We start from the raw sequence: 14,449 nt of genomic DNA, 5'->3' as shown, positions 1-14,449 counted from the left end.
TGCGCCAGGGCCGGGCCGCAAACGCCGTCTCAGAATGGATAGTGCCGTTCGCCGGTCTGCACCGTGATCCAGCGCAGCTCGGTGAACTCGTCGATCGCGGCCTTGCCGCCGAAGCGGCCATAGCCCGAGGCCTTGACGCCGCCGAACGGCATCTGCGGCTCATCATGCACCGTCGGCGCGTTGACGTGGCAGATGCCGGACTCGATTCGCTTGGCGACAGCGAGCGCGCGGGCGATGTCGCGGCCGAACACCGCCGACGACAGGCCATATTCGGTGTCGTTGGCGACGCGCACGGCCTCGTCGACGCCGCTGACGCGCACGATGGTGACGACGGGACCGAAGCTCTCCTCGCCATAGATGCGCATCGCCGGCGTGACGTGATCGACGATGGTCGCGGGCATGATCGTCCCGCTGCCGCGGCCGCCGGCGGCCAACACGGCACCCTTGGCCACCGCGTCCTCGATCAGGCCGCCGACACGGTCGCAGGCGGCGGCGCTGACCAGCGAGCCCAGCACCACATCGCCCTTGCGCGGATCTCCGTAAGGCAGGCTGTTGGCCTTGGCGGCGAACTTTGCGACGAATTCATCCGCCACCTTGTCGTCGACCACGATGCGCTCGGTCGACATGCAGATCTGGCCCTGGTTCATGAAGGCGCCGAACGCGGCGGCATTCACCGCGGCGTCGAGATCGGCATCGTCGAGAATGACCAGCGGCGCCTTGCCGCCGAGCTCGAGCAGCGCGCGCTTCAATTGCCTGGCACAGGCCATGGCGATGAGACGGCCGACGCGGGTCGAGCCGGTGAAGTTGACGCGCCGGATCGCGGGATGGGCGATCAGCGCCTCGACCACGGCCTGCGCATCCTCGGGCGCGTTGGTCACGACATTGACGACGCCGTCACCGAGACCGCCTTCGGCCAGGCACGCGCCGATCAGCCGGTGCACGCCCGGGCTCATCTCCGAGGCCTTCAGCACCACGGTGTTGCCGCAGGCGAGCGGCATCGCCACCGAGCGGACACCGAGGATGACCGGCGCATTCCACGGCGCGATGCCGAGCACGACGCCGACCGGCTGGCGATGCGCCAGTGCAATGTTGTCGGGCACGTCGGTCGGGATCACCTCGCCCGCGATCTGCGTCGTCATCGCCGCGGCCTCGCGCAGCATGCCCTCGGCGAGATGCACGTTGAAGCCGGCCCAGCCCGCGGTGGCGCCGGTCTCGGCCATCATCAGCGCGATGAACTCCGGGGCGTTGCGCGCCAGCGCATCCGCAGCCGCATTGAGCCGCTTGCGGCGCTCGCCCGGACCGAGCCGGGACCACGCCGGAAACGCCGCCGCGGCGGCATCGGCGGCGCGCAGCGCGTCATCGATCGACGCCGCCGCAACGATGGTTGCGATCTCGCCGCTGATCGGATTGAGCCGCTGGAAGGTGCGCTGATTGGTGGCGGACTGGTCCTTGCCGCCAATCAGGAGATTGATCGCGTTCATGGGGCGCTCCTAGGTCGATGGGGTTGTTGCGGTTGCGGAAGCCGGCGCGCGCGACTGGCCGAGATAGGCGCGCTGGATGTCGGGATTGTTCTTCATCTCGGGCGCCGGCCCCTCGCCGGCATTGCGTCCCTGCTCGATCAGGTAGACGCGGTCGGCGATGTCGAGGCTGGCGCGGGCGTTCTGCTCGACCATGAGGATGCCGACGCCGTCGCCGCGGATCGTTCTCAGCGCCCGGAACACCTCGCGGCTCAAGAGCGGCGACAGGCCGAGCGACGGCTCGTCGAGCAGCAGCAGGTCGGGCCGCGACATCAGCGCGCGGCCGATCGCGACCATCTGCTGCTCGCCGCCGCTCATGGTGCGCACCGCCTGCCCCATGCGCTCGGTAAGACGCGGAAACAGCGCGAGCACGTGCGCCAGCCGCGCGGCCTCGCCGTCGCGGGCGCGCGAAGGATAAGCGCCGAGCTGGAGGTTCTCGGCGACGGTGAGATCGCCGAACACGCCGCGGCCTTCCGGCACCAGCGCGATGCCGCGCTCGACGATCAGATGCGGCGCGAGCGAGCCGATGTCCGTCCCGCCGAGCCGGATCACGGCTCCGGGCGACGGCTGGATCAGTCCCGCGATCGCCTTCAGCAACGTCGACTTGCCGGCGCCATTGGCGCCGAGGATGGCGACGATCTCGCCGCGCGCGACCTCGAGCGCGACATCGGTGAGCGCCTGGTGCTTGCCATAGGCGTGCGACAGCCGCTTGATCTCAAGCATCGGGCTCTCCGAGATAGGCTGTGATCACCGCGGGATCGGCGAGCACCTCGTCCGGCGTGCCGCGCGCGATCACGACGCCCGCGCTCATGACGACGCAGCGGTCGCACAGCGCGCGGATCGCATCCATCACATGCTCGACCATCACGATGGTGATGCCGCGGTCGCGCAGCGAGGCGATCAGCCTGATGCCGGTCTCCAGCTCGGTCGGATTGAGCCCAGCCAGCCATTCGTCGAGCAGCACAAGCCGCGGATGCAGCGCCAGCGCGCGGGCGAGCTCCAGCCGCTTCTGGTCGATGTAAGTGAGATCGCCCGCCGGCATCTCCGCCATGCCATCGAGGCCGACCAGGGCGAGCAGCTCATGGATCGATTCTGCGGCCGCACCGGTCTGGCGCGTGCGGAACAACGCCGCCGCCGCGACATTCTCGGCGACCGTCAGGTCCGGCATCACCCGCACCAACTGGAAGGTGCGGGCAAGCCCGAGCCGCGCGATCCGGTGCGCCGCGAGGCCGCTGATGACGGTGCCGCCGAAGCGGATCGTGCCGGCCGAGGGCACGAGCGCGCCCGAGAGCATGTTGAGCAGCGTCGTCTTGCCCGAGCCGTTGGGGCCGATGACGCCGAGGATCTCGCCGGCGCGGACGTCCAGGCTGACCTGGTCGACGGCGCGCAGGCCGCCGAAGGATTTGCCGACAGTCTCGGCCGTGAGCAGCGTTCCGCCCTGCTCCGGTTTGGCGCCGACCACCTTGGGCTCGCGCCGCCAGACCCGATCGACCAACCCGATCACGCCCCTCGGCAGCACCATCACGATGCCGATGAAGATGAGGCCGAGCACGATGCTGAAATGGTTGGGCAGCGCGGCTGTCAGCACCTCGAACAGCAGCACAAGCGGGATGACGCCGAGCACCGGGCCGATCAGCGAGCCGGCACCGCCGAGCAGCGCCATGATCACGACCTGGAACGAGATCATCGGGTTGAACGCGATCGCCGGATCGATATAGGTCCAGCGCGGCGCCATGATCGCGCCGGTCACCGACATGAACACCGCGCTGAGGATGAAGACCCCGAGCTTCACCGCGGTCGCATCGATGCCGGAATGGCGCGCGGCGGTCTCGTCGGCGCCGATCGCGCGCAGCGCGAGGCCATAGCGCGAGCGCGTCAGCAGAAAGCCGGCGAGGAAGACCAGCGCCGTCAGCGCGCAGAGTTGCCAGTACAGCATCTCCTGGGTGATGTCGCTGAACAGATAGCGGCCGACCGATTTGTGGATGTTGACCTCGTACCAGATCACGAGCTGGCGGATCAGCTCGGCCAGGCCGAACGAGAAGATGATGAAGTAGATGCCGGACAGCCGCAGCGTCGACAGGCCGGTGATGGCCGCGACGACAGCGCCGACACCCGCGGCGGTCATCAGTTGCAGCGGCCAGCTCAGCGTCTCGCCCGTCACCGCCGCCGTATAGGCGCCGATGCCGAAGAACGCAGCGGTCGCCAGCGAGACGTAGCGGGTCGGCCCGGAGAACATGGCCCAGGCGGTTGCCAGCACGGTGAAATAGAGAATGCTGATGCCGAGCGCGAGATAGTAGCCGTTGGCATAGAGCGGCAGCGTGACCGCCGCGGCAACGCCGACGAGCCCGATGCACCAGGCCAGAATCTTGCCGGGGCTGATCACGACGCCGCCTTTCCGAACAGTCCGGTCGGCCGGATCAGCAGCACGGCGAGAAACATCGCAAACGTCGCGGCCAAGGTCAGCCCGGGATCGACCAGCCGCGCCACCGCGGTCTCGACGACGCCGAGCAGCAGCCCTGCGGCCAGCGCGCCCATGACGTTGCCGACGCCGCCCATGATCACGACCACCAGCGCCTTCATCGTGAATACGACGCCCATCGAGGCGTTGAAGGTGAGGAACATGCTGACCAGCACGCCGCCGGCCGCGACCAGTCCGCCGCCGAACGCAAACGCCAGTCCTGCGAGCCAAGCGACATCGATGCCGACCAGCCGCGCGGCATTGGCATCGACCGCGACGGCGCGCACGGCCGTGCCGATCCTTGTCCGCGTCAGCGCGAGATAGACGCCGGTGCCGATCAGTGCGGCGAAACCAAGCGCGACCAGCCGGTTCACCGCGAGCGTCGAGCCGAGCACTGTCACGGGAATGGAGAGATAGCTGTAGCTGTAATACTGCCCGCCGAAAGCGACCAGCATGATGCCCTGGATCACGAACAGCACGCCGAAGGTGACGAGGATGCTGTCGACCTCCTGGGCACCGGCGTCCTTGCCGCGGCGGATCAGCCGCTGCAGCAACAGCCTGTAGAGCAGCCAGTTCAGCAGTCCCGCGGCGGGCATCGCGAGCAGCAGCGCCAGCAGCGGACTCAGTTGCAGCCCGGAATAGAGCGACAGCGTGCCGAACGCGGCCGCGACCAGCGACTCGCCATAGGACAGGTTCATGATGCGCGCCACGCCATATTGCAGCGTCAGGCCGAGCGCGATCAGGGCATACATGCCCCCCAGCACCAGACCGGGCAGCAGGATGTCGAACAGCAACATGGGATGGTGCCTCTTGCGCGAGGCCCGCGGACGCGCGCGCCTTGACGCGCGTCCGCAAGCTCACGACCTCGTTCCGGCTATTTCCACTCGGGCTTCGGCACGACCGCGGCGCGTGCGCCGGGCAGCGAGGCCGGCGCCACGGCGTAGAACTCGCCGTTCTGCCACTGGCCGACGCTCCAGACCTCCTGCAGCAGGCCGTCCTTCAGCTTCACCTTGCCGATGATGGTGTCGAAAGAGCCCTCGCGGATCTCCTTGGCGACCGCGGCACGGTCGACCTTGCCGACCTTTTCGATCGCCTGCTGCAGCACCTGCAGGCTGGCATAGGTGATCGGGCTCGCCCAGCGATCCGGCTCCTGCCCGGTCGCCGCCTTGTGGCGGGCGAGATAGTCCTTGAGCGCGGGCGAGTCGGCGTTCCAGCCGCCGATGCCCATCACGCCGTCGCTGCCTGCCCCGAACTTGCCCTTGAACAGCGGGAACGCCGTGCCGACGCCGACATAGAAGACCTTCGGATTGTACTTGAGCAGTTGCGCCTGCTCGGTCAGCCCGATCGTATCCGGCGGATAGCTGAAGGCGACGAAGGCATCGGCTTTGCTCGCGATCGCATCCTTGAGCAGCGGCTGCAGGTCCTGCGAGCCCATCGGATAGGTCTTGTCGTAGGCGACGGTCAGTCCGGCCTTCTTGAAGGCCTCGCGCCCGGCGGCGGCCAGCTCGATGCCGAACTGGTCGGCCACGCTGACCATCGCGACGGTGCCGCCGATCTTGCCTTCGCTCTTCAGCTTGCCGAGCAGTTCGGCGAGCCCATTGGAGATCTGCGCCGACGTGCCGAGCCAGAAGGTGGCATTGGCCCAGCGCTTGGCGAGTTCTGGCGCCTTGTCGGTCACCGACGTCACCGCGAGATGCGGATAGCCGAGCCGGTTCAAGGTCGGACCGACCGCAAGGTTGAGACCGGTGCCCCAGGGCGGCAGGATGAAGTCGACCTTGTCCTGGTTGGCGAGGCGCTCGATCGCCTTCACCGCCTCTTCCGACGAGCTGCGGTCGTCATATTCGACGATCTCGATCGGCAGCCGCTTGTCGCCGAGCTTGATGCCGCCGGCCGCGTTCACGTCCTTCACCCAGAGCTGATAGTTGGGCAGCGTGGTGATGCCGGCGCCGCCGGCATAGGGGCCGGTCTTCGAGATCGCATAACCGATGCGGATCTTGTCCTGCTGGGCCTGGGCGGCCGATACGGCAAAGCCGGCTGCGATCGCCGCCCCCGCGATCCGCAACACCTGACGACGGTTGGTCGAAGTCATCTCTCTGTCCTCCTCCCATGTTCACGCGCGCGGACCGCGCGGGTGAATCGGTGACGTTCCTCTGCCCCGGCGTCGTCCGCGGTTTTTTGTTTGCGGTCGTCGGGACTTGACGAGGGAAACACCGCAGGCTTGGGTGGCGCAATGGACAGTTCCGGTAAAAGAGTGCACTTTTCTGGGGCGACGACCGCGCGTAACGCCGCGCCTCGGACGCTGCCGCCGGCGGCCCGTGGCACCCCGGCAGCGCTCGGGGCCGAAGCCATCCCCTCGCATTTCGAGGCACGGCGCTGGGCCCTGCGCTCGGATGCCGCGCGGCCGTTCGTCCACCTGCTCTGCCTGACCGCCGGAACGGCCTCGGTGCGCTTCGCCGAAGAAGAAATCCAGATCTGGGCCGGTGCGGCGCTGGTCTGGGTACCGGCGGGAGGGGCCGAGCATCTCGACGTCGCGGCAGGTTCCGCCGGGCATCTCCTGCGGCTGCGCTCCGGGCTCTGGCACCGCCACCTGCCCTCCTCGGCCGAGCCCGCCTATCTCGACCTCGCAGGCACCGAGGCCGTCCTGGCCTTCTCCGTCACGGCTGAGTTCGCCGCGGTCATCGCGCGCTCGATGGCGGCGATTGCAGCGGAGATCGAAAATCCCTCACGGCGCGGCGCGGCCTCGATCATGTCATCGGAGCTGACCCTGTGCGTGCTGCGCTTCTGGCGGCTGTTTGCCGACGAGAGCGCCGGCGAGGCACAAGGCTCCAGCGCCGAGATCCTGAGCCGCTTTCGCCGGCTCGTCGAGGAACGCTTTCATCAGCAGTTGCGGGTCGCCGACTACGCTGCGCTGCTCGGCGTCACGCCGGATCGCCTGCACGCGCTGTGCACCCGGGTGCTGCAGCGGTCACCGAGCGCGCTGATTCAGCAGCGCGTCATTCAGGAAGCGGCGACCCGGCTCGAAACCACCACCGCGACGATCAAGCAGATCGCCTTCGCGCTCGGCTTCAAGGACAGCGCCTATTTCAACCGCTTCTTCGTCAGGCACACCGGTCAATCACCGGGCGCCTGGCGCAAGGGTGTTTCGTCGCAGCGGACCAAAGGCCAGTCACGGACCATGCTCAACTTCGCCGACTGGCCGTGACGGCGCGGCGCGGCCAAGCGCCTCGGTCGTCCTCTTTGTCAGTCCAGGACGACGTGTCAGCGTCGGAGCAGCAAATCCCGAGTTCGGACGGGCGGCGCAACCGCTGGATGCTCAATGCGCAGGGAAACTGATTTCCGCTGCGCGATCAAGCTGATTTGGCCTGTCCAGTCCCCGCGCCGAAAACATTTCTCTTTCGTTTTTCCGGAAATCATGGTTCTATTCCCGCATCCCGTCTCGAGCTGAGGGGCGTATCGCGGTCGTCACGAGACGCGAGGCGGGGAGCGGTGGGCGTGGTGGATTGCAGCGCGGGTTGCTCGCGCCGACGAACAATTCGCCACGCACGGTCAAGTCGCGCGGTCCTGATATCCCGATGCTGATGTCAACTCACGTTGAGGCTTCGCTTCGCGTGGGGATGGTGGCCAGAAAGCCCGGCGCACCAGGGAGAACGCGAAGCAGCCGTTCAGCCATCGCGCAGGGAGGGCCGGGTTTCCGGCTGACCTGTGGTACCTGCCGCCTGCATTTTTTTCGCAGGCGGGCCACGGGCCTCAGTCGAGGTCCGGCCTTCCCTGCGCCCTCACGCTTCGCGAGGGCTTCACGATGCATCACCCGGACGGATCGCCCGCCGCGGGATCGCGCGATCACGCGCGCCCGTCCGCAAGGGAGGCGACCTGATGTTTCACATTGATGTCAAATCGTCGCAGGCTTGAACGGTCCCGCCAGCATCGAGGACACCCGAGGGAGCCGTCCGATATCGTCCCCGCTCCCCGGAGCCATCGCGAGTATGGCGGCACCGTTGCTACCCTGCCACGAATGCGCTATGAGTTGAATATGATCAGCCGGTCCTGGTCGCACGCGAAATGCCAGTACCGCAAACCGATGCTTCGCGCTCGGCGCGCGACGTCGGTCGATACGGGCGCCGCGATCGCGCCCGCATCGCCAGCTCCGCGCTTCGCGCTCATTCGCATTCCGTAGCCGTGTCCGGGAGCCCGAACGCAGATGGATTGTGAAACCTGTGGCCGGCCCAATCCACCGGGCTCGGATGTCTGCGGCGGGTGTGGCGGGGTGTTGCGACAGCCGTCATCCGATACGACGACGAGTTCGCGCCTGCTCGGCATGCATCGCGCCGAGCGGCGGCAGGTGACGGCGCTGATCTGCGATCTCGTCGGCTCCGTCTCGCTCACCGTCAGGCTCGATCCGGAAGATATGACCAGCGTCATCGACGCCTTCCTGACGACCTGCGAAAACGTCATCGGCCGCCATGGCGGCGCCATCACGCAATATGCCGGCGACGGCGTGCTCGCTTATTTCGGCTATCCGCGTGCGGGGGAAGACGATGCGGCCACCGCGATCCGCGCCGCCATCGCGCTGCGCGACGCCGTCGGCCGGCTCGATGCCGCGCAAGGCCAACCACTGCGTCTGCGCATCGGCATTGCCACCGGCCTCGTCGTGGTCAGCGACCTCATGCCCCGCGCCGACGGCCGCCCGGTCGACATCGTCGGCGAGACGCCGAATCTCGCGGCGCGGCTGCAATCGATCGCCGCCCCCGACAGCATCGTCGTGGCCCGGACGACCGAGCGCATCGCGCGCGGCATGTTCGACTTCCGCGATCTCGGCACGTTCGCGCTGAAGGGATTCGCCGCACCGGTCGAGGCGTTCGAGGTGCTGGAAGAAGCCGCCGTCGCGAGCCGTTTCCACGCCCGCATTCGCGGCGAAAGCTCCCCCCTGGTCGGGCGCGACCAGGAGCTGGCGCGTCTGTTCGATTGCTGGGCGGCGGCGCGGTTCGGCAGCGGACAGGTGGTGCTGCTCCATGGCGAGCCGGGCATCGGCAAGTCGCGGCTGGTCGAGGAGCTGCGGCGGCGCGTGGCCGACGTCTCCCAGCTGCAGATGATCTGGCACTGCAGCCCCACCCGTTGTGACAGCGTGCTGTATCCGATCTCGGAACAGCTCGCGCTCATCGCCGGCTTCGACCGCACCGACGGCGCAGCGACGCGTCGCGACAAGCTCGATCGCTTCATGAACGCGCACGGCGTCACCGACACCACCGCGCGCGCCGTGCTCGCCGACGTCCTTGGCGTCGCGCCCGAACCGGACAATCCGCTGCAGACGATGACCGTCGAGAAGCGCTCGGAGGTCACGCGGGAGACGCTGCTCCGGCTGATCGACATGATGGTGCCGACCGGGCCCGCGCTGCTGGTGCTGGAAGACGCGCATTGGAGCGACACGACCACGCTCGAGCTGCTCGATCGGGCGATCCAGCGCGCCGCACAACGCCGCTGGCTGATCGTGGTCACGGCCCGGCTCGAATATGAGCCGCCCTGGGCCGCGAGCCCGAAGGTCACGCGGCTCCCGCTCGGGCGATTGAGTCAGGGCGACGCCGAGCGGATCTGCACCCATGTGGCCGCTTCGGCCGCGCTGCCGGCAGCGACGCTACGCCAGATCGTCAACCGTGGCGAAGGCATTCCGCTGTTCCTGGAGGAGCTGGCGAAGTACGTCGTCGAAGCCTCCGCGGCGCCCGCACGGGACGGCCATGCGAGCGTGGCCATTCCCGCCTCGCTGCAGGACTCCCTGGTTGCGCGGCTCGACCGATTGGGGCCGGCGCGCCGGATTGCCAATCTCGGTGCCGCCATCGGCCGCCGCTTCAGCTACGATCTGTTGTCGGCCATCGTGGCGGAGCCCGAAGCCAGGCTCGGCGAGAGCCTGGATCAGCTCGTCAAGTCCGGCCTCGTGGAGAGCAGCGGCGCGCCGCCCGACAGCCTCTACACGTTCAAGCACGCGTTGATCCGCGACGCCGCCTACGAGTCCCTGCTCCGGCGCGAACGCCAGACATTGCACGGCAGGATCGCCGCGGTGCTGCGCGATCGCTTTCCCGAGACGCGGGACACCGAGCCGGAGTTGCTGGCCTATCATTTCACCGAGAGTGGCGCGATCGCCGAAGCCATCCCGCTATGGGCGGACGCGGGCCGGCGCGCCGCCTCGCGCGCCGCGCATGTCGAAGCGGCGCGACATCTGCAAACGGCGCTCGACCTGCTGCGTCATCAATCCGCCGACGGCGAGCGCGCCGACTTGGAGCTCGAGCTCCTGATCGGGCTTGCCGTCAGCCTCGCTGCCTCGCGCGGCTACACCGTGCCCGAGGTCGGCAAGGCGCTGTCCGAGGCACGGGCGATTTGCGACGCACTCGGCAACACCGCCGGCCTGTTCGCCGTGCTGCGCGGCATCTGCAGTTTCCTGATCATCGCGGGCGATCTCGATGGTGCCGAGGAGATGGCGCATCTGTGCCTGGGAATCGGCGAGCAGACCGGCCTTCCCGAGCATCGCATCGAGAGCGGCGTTGCGTTGGGCTACATTCTCTTCGCCAGAGGCGACCTCCCCGCCGCGCGCCGGCTGCTGGCCGCCGCGGTGCAGCTCTATCAGGCATCGGACGGCGCGCGGCTGCCGCAGCTGTCCTCTCAGGATCCGCTGGTCGCCGGCCAGGCCTCGCTGCTGCAGGTGCTGCATGCGATGGGCGACGATGCCGGCGCGGCCGCCGTCGCCAGCGATCTCATCGCACATGCGCGCCGGCTCGGACGTCCGTTCGACCTCGCCTGGGCGCTGTCGTGGCTCGCCTTCTATCAGCTCGCACGCGGCGACTACGAGGATGTCCTCCTCGCCACCGAGGAGGCCCTGCGCATCTGCCGTGACCATGGCTATCCGCTCTATCAGCTGGTGGCGGGCAGCCTGCAGGCGCATGCCCGCGGCCATCTCGGCAGGACTCCAGACGAGGCGCTGGCGGCGGCATCTGAGGCGTTGCCGGCGTTCCAGACGCTCGGCATGATGCATTTCTCCTGCTTCTATCTCGGCGAGGTCGCCGGTCTGCAACTGATCGTCGGCAAGACGGCCGAGGCGATGCAGACGATCGACGCGGCGATCGACGCCGCGCGGCGCTATGGCGACGGCTATTTCCTGTCGCCGCTGCATCGGCGGCGCGCCGAGATCCTGGCCGCCCTCCCCGACACCGCACCCGGCCAGGTGACGGCCGCGCTACGCGAGGCCGTCGCGGTCGCCGAGGCGCAGGGCGCGTCGGCGTTCCTGCGCCGGGCGGCGGCGCGGCTCGCCGCCATCGACGATGACGCGCCGAGGCGACAATCGGCGTGACGACCTGCTCAGGCCATGGGGCAGGCCCTGGCGACGGTGAAATCGATCTCGGCCCAGATGCGCGTGGTCGCGGTCAGCACGAGCTTGCCGTCGACGGGCGTGCCGAGCCCGAGATCGCGAATGAACGGCAGGCTATCGAGCGCGCTCATCTCGATCGACCAGTTGCCCGACTGCAATTGCCAGCTGCGCAGCCCCGTCAGGTCGAGCGCGCCGTTCAACAGCGTCTTGTAGCTCGCCGCGGTGAGACTGTCCGCCGACCGCGCCTGCTTGAGATAGAACACGGGGATCGGCAGGCCCCAGACGCCGCCCAGGAACGACGCCATGCCCGGCCCGGTCACGAGCTGCTTCATTCGCTCTTGGTCGGCCCCGGCACAGAGCTGCCGGAATGCATCCGCCGGAGAGCCCGCCGCGGTCGGGGTCGATCCCGCCGTGCCTTCGATTCGGATGATGCGCTGCTGGGAGGCATGGGCCTCGGGCCCGTAGCAGGCAATCGCCAGTCCCGAGACGTCGAACGGATCGTTCGATGGTGCGCTGATCGGCTGAACGATGGTCGCGTGATATTTGGGAAAGCCCCAGACCTCCTGCCCCGCAACGACCGACCAGGCATTGTCGACGAACAGATAGGCCGGCACGAAGCCGATCGTTTTCGGCAGCACCGCGCCGCGCTCATAGCTGCCGACCAGGAGCCACAGCCCGACATCGGTCTCGGACATCGTGCCCTGCTCCGCGAAGGGCGGCGTGGCCGCCTGGCTCTTGCGCACCTGGATGACGTTGACGAAGGCCATGTCCAGCATCACGCGGAACTGGTCGCGGCCCGCGACGCGGTTGAAGGAGCGGTCGAGGAACCGCTGGCAGGCGCCGAGGTCGGCCGGTACGGCGAAGCCGTAGAAGGTCGAGTCGTTGCAGATATAGGGCGCCGGCGGAAGCGTGATCCATCCGGCGTAGTTGACGTAGGCGTTGGTGATGTAGGGTTCCGGACTGGTCGAGACGATCGGAATGTAGACGCCGGACAGCGCCGAGGCGGCGGCGAGGCCGGACATCGCCGCGACCTCCACGCATCCGGCGTTGATCTCGGGCACACGGGTCCAGTCGCCGGCGAGGAAGAGATTGTCGTAGCCGGACTTGCCGGGCTCCATGCGATGCCGCAGCGTGCCCGGCAGGCTCAGCACATAGCGCTCGCTCGGATTGATGTTGGCACGCCAGAACTGGAAGTCGAGCCGCGCCGATCCGCTGATGTCACTCGGCGCGTGCAGGAGATCCCAGCGGAACGTGCTGCCGCTGCCGATGTTGGTCCACAGCGTATCGAGCCAGGACGTCATCCAGTCCTTGGATGCGTTCTTCACATAGTCCGCGGCAAGCTGCTCGTCGTTCGGCGCGCTGTCGTCACTCATGATGGCGCAGTAATAAGCGATCGAACGTGGCCCCGGCGCCGGCCAGTCCTCGGCCGGCAGCAATTGCGACATGTCGGAATAGGTGTCGAGCGGCGGCTTGCAGGTGGTGACGATCGGTCCCATCGTCTCGAGCGACGGTCCAGGCGCCACATAGGGACCTCCGAGATCTCCGACCGCGCAGTCGAGCCAGAGCTGCAGCGCCATCGTGCGCACGGTGGGGAGATTGCCGACCATGTCGGCCCAGGCCGGCTTCTGCTGCATCAATGGCCGGCAGATCTCATCGAGCGCGCCGACCGAGATGCCGAGGACCACCTGGTCGAAATCCTCGCCGAGCTGCAGGCTGAGCCGGGCCGCCGGGGGCGGCTGCGGCGGGTTGGGGGGACCATAGGCGTTCTCGAAATTGTAGCCCTTCAGCGCGTAGTACTCGCCGTTCTCGATCTCCTGCCATTTGGGCTCGGACGGCCAGCACCAGTAGTCCTTCACCAGGACCAGCGGATCATATCTGCTATCGACGAACTCGACCTGCTTGTCGATGTGGATGGTCGCGATGTTGCTACCGTCCTTGGTCGGCTCGAGACTCGTGACCTTGTGAAAGAACTTGAAGTTCACGCCGCGCCGCGCCAGGAGCTGGTAGATCGGCGTGCAGATCGTATCCCCCATTCCGACGACGGATTTATAGAAGAACGCCCCCTTGTAGGTGAAGAACAGCCGCAGCAGTCCCTGAACGGCCGAGCAGGCCGACACCTGCTGCTGCGACGGCTCGCGGGAGCCGTTGCGAAAGGCGAAGATGTATTCGTAGAGAGCGGTCACGATGGCGTTGTTGGCGGCCTCTTCATCCTGCTGCGCCAGAAAGCTGCGGAATTCGTATCTGTCGAGAACCTCCAGCCCGTCCGTCAGGCAGTCGTTCTCGATGATGCCGAGCAGCATGCAGATGCCGAGATTGGCGAGGATCAACAGCCGGCGCAGGCCTTCCTCGAGGCCGTCGATCGTCTGGTGCTCCTTGACGATGCCGCGGAACGCATGGAGCAGCGCCGCCATGTCGCCCTGGGCATCGCGGCGGATCGCTTCGACGTCACTGTGCAGCTTCTCGCCGACGCGGTGGGCCAGCAGCAGCAGCGGATGGCCCTTGCCATCAGGCGAGACGGCCGCCAGCCGGACCTGCCGCTCGGCGGGCATGGCGGCGATCGCCTTCGCCAGCTCGGCATTCTGGTCGCCCGGCCAGTCCTCGAGATAGTAGTTCAGGTTGAAGATGATGCTCGCGATGGTCCGCAGCAGCAGGGTCGAGAGCGGTGGCACGATGTTGTCGGCGGGCGCCCACAGGCTATCCCTGCCGGGATAGACCGATTCATCGACATCCGGCTGAAACCAGAACGGCCAGGGCAGCCATTGGCCGTCGGTGTACTCGGCGTAGAAGATCTCGTTCTGCCGCTTGAACGCATCATCGATCGTCCTGATCGGATCGCTCGGCGGTGCATCGAGTGCCTTCAGCGCGGCACGCAGGATGGTGAAGGCATTCTCGTAGAAGCCGGCCCAGATATGCAGTCCGTGCTCCTCGATGCGCTGGCCCTGCTTGGCGTTGCGTCCGCTGGCGGTCTTGCCCCCGAGACGCCAACCGAGCTGATAGAGAGTGATCTCGTAGCGCTCGCCGCGCGGATCGATCTCGCTCAAGGCGAAGGCCGCGCTCAACGCGCCGATGCCGCCGCCCAATATCGCCACGCGGGTCTTTCTTGCTGCCATGTCGATGATCCCC

8 protein-coding genes are annotated in these 14,449 nt (G+C 67.7%); 2 read left to right on the top strand and 6 right to left on the bottom strand.

Going from position 1 to position 14,449, the window contains the following annotated elements; genetic code table 11:
* Positions 1–29: 29 nt before the first annotated feature.
* The 5 genes from ACQR0U_RS21575 to ACQR0U_RS21555 all read right to left on the bottom strand — a co-directional run bounded on the left by ACQR0U_RS21575 (position 30) and on the right by ACQR0U_RS21555 (position 6,064).
* A complete protein-coding gene (locus tag ACQR0U_RS21575; protein ID WP_316164874.1) occupies positions 30–1,481 on the bottom strand; it encodes an aldehyde dehydrogenase in 1,452 nt (483 codons plus the stop codon).
* Between the two features lie 9 nt (positions 1,482–1,490).
* Positions 1,491–2,240, bottom strand: coding sequence for an ABC transporter ATP-binding protein (locus ACQR0U_RS21570; RefSeq protein ID WP_315717418.1), 750 nt, complete (start codon positions 2,238–2,240; stop codon positions 1,491–1,493).
* Positions 2,233–3,900 carry a branched-chain amino acid ABC transporter ATP-binding protein/permease gene (locus tag ACQR0U_RS21565; protein ID WP_315752512.1) on the bottom strand — a complete coding sequence of 556 codons (1,668 nt, stop codon included), beginning with the start codon at positions 3,898–3,900 and terminating at the stop codon, positions 2,233–2,235. Before ACQR0U_RS21565 ends, ACQR0U_RS21570 begins: the two co-directional genes overlap by 8 nt.
* The gene (locus ACQR0U_RS21560) at positions 3,897–4,772 is read right to left on the bottom strand and encodes a branched-chain amino acid ABC transporter permease (protein WP_315752511.1); all 876 of its coding nucleotides are present in this window, start codon (positions 4,770–4,772) and stop codon (positions 3,897–3,899) included. The genes ACQR0U_RS21565 and ACQR0U_RS21560 overlap by 4 nt, the downstream gene beginning before the upstream one ends.
* 77 nt (positions 4,773–4,849) lie before the next feature.
* Entirely contained in the window at positions 4,850–6,064 is a 1,215-nt protein-coding gene (locus ACQR0U_RS21555; protein WP_315752510.1) for an amino acid ABC transporter substrate-binding protein, read from the bottom strand.
* Between the two features lie 162 nt (positions 6,065–6,226).
* Between ACQR0U_RS21555 and ACQR0U_RS21550 the strand changes: the two genes are divergently transcribed.
* Together ACQR0U_RS21550 and ACQR0U_RS21545 are read left to right on the top strand one after the other, a co-directional pair.
* Positions 6,227–7,177 (top strand): helix-turn-helix domain-containing protein, encoded by a 951-nt coding sequence (locus ACQR0U_RS21550; RefSeq protein ID WP_315752509.1) that lies wholly within the window; start codon positions 6,227–6,229, stop codon positions 7,175–7,177.
* A gap of 1,062 nt (positions 7,178–8,239) precedes the next feature.
* Positions 8,240–11,308: an ATP-binding protein gene (locus tag ACQR0U_RS21545; RefSeq protein ID WP_315752508.1), complete on the top strand. Its 3,069-nt coding sequence runs from the start codon at positions 8,240–8,242 to the stop codon at positions 11,306–11,308.
* An 8-nt stretch (positions 11,309–11,316) separates the two neighbouring features.
* Here ACQR0U_RS21545 and ACQR0U_RS21540 read toward each other — a convergent pair whose 3' ends face one another.
* Positions 11,317–14,436: an NAD(P)-binding protein gene (locus ACQR0U_RS21540; protein ID WP_434872245.1), complete on the bottom strand. Its 3,120-nt coding sequence runs from the start codon at positions 14,434–14,436 to the stop codon at positions 11,317–11,319.
* Positions 14,437–14,449: the final 13 nt, after the last annotated feature.

It is taken from the genome of Bradyrhizobium sp. HKCCYLRH3097 (genome assembly GCF_051167875.1).
Taxonomy (GTDB): Bacteria; Pseudomonadota; Alphaproteobacteria; order Rhizobiales; family Xanthobacteraceae; genus Bradyrhizobium.
Note: the sequence above shows the minus strand (reverse complement) of the source record. Positions and strands in the feature narration are given on the sequence as shown.

Coding starts and splice junctions, on each gene's coding strand:
- ACQR0U_RS21575 (WP_316164874.1), bottom strand. CDS start 1,481: ATGAACGCGATCAATCTCCTGATTGGCGGCAAGGACCAGTCCGCCACC.
- ACQR0U_RS21560 (WP_315752511.1), bottom strand. CDS start 4,772: ATGTTGCTGTTCGACATCCTGCTGCCCGGTCTGGTGCTGGGGGGCATG.
- ACQR0U_RS21555 (WP_315752510.1), bottom strand. CDS start 6,064: ATGACTTCGACCAACCGTCGTCAGGTGTTGCGGATCGCGGGGGCGGCG.
- ACQR0U_RS21570 (WP_315717418.1), bottom strand. CDS start 2,240: ATGCTTGAGATCAAGCGGCTGTCGCACGCCTATGGCAAGCACCAGGCG.
- ACQR0U_RS21540 (WP_434872245.1), bottom strand. CDS start 14,436: ATGGCAGCAAGAAAGACCCGCGTGGCGATATTGGGCGGCGGCATCGGC.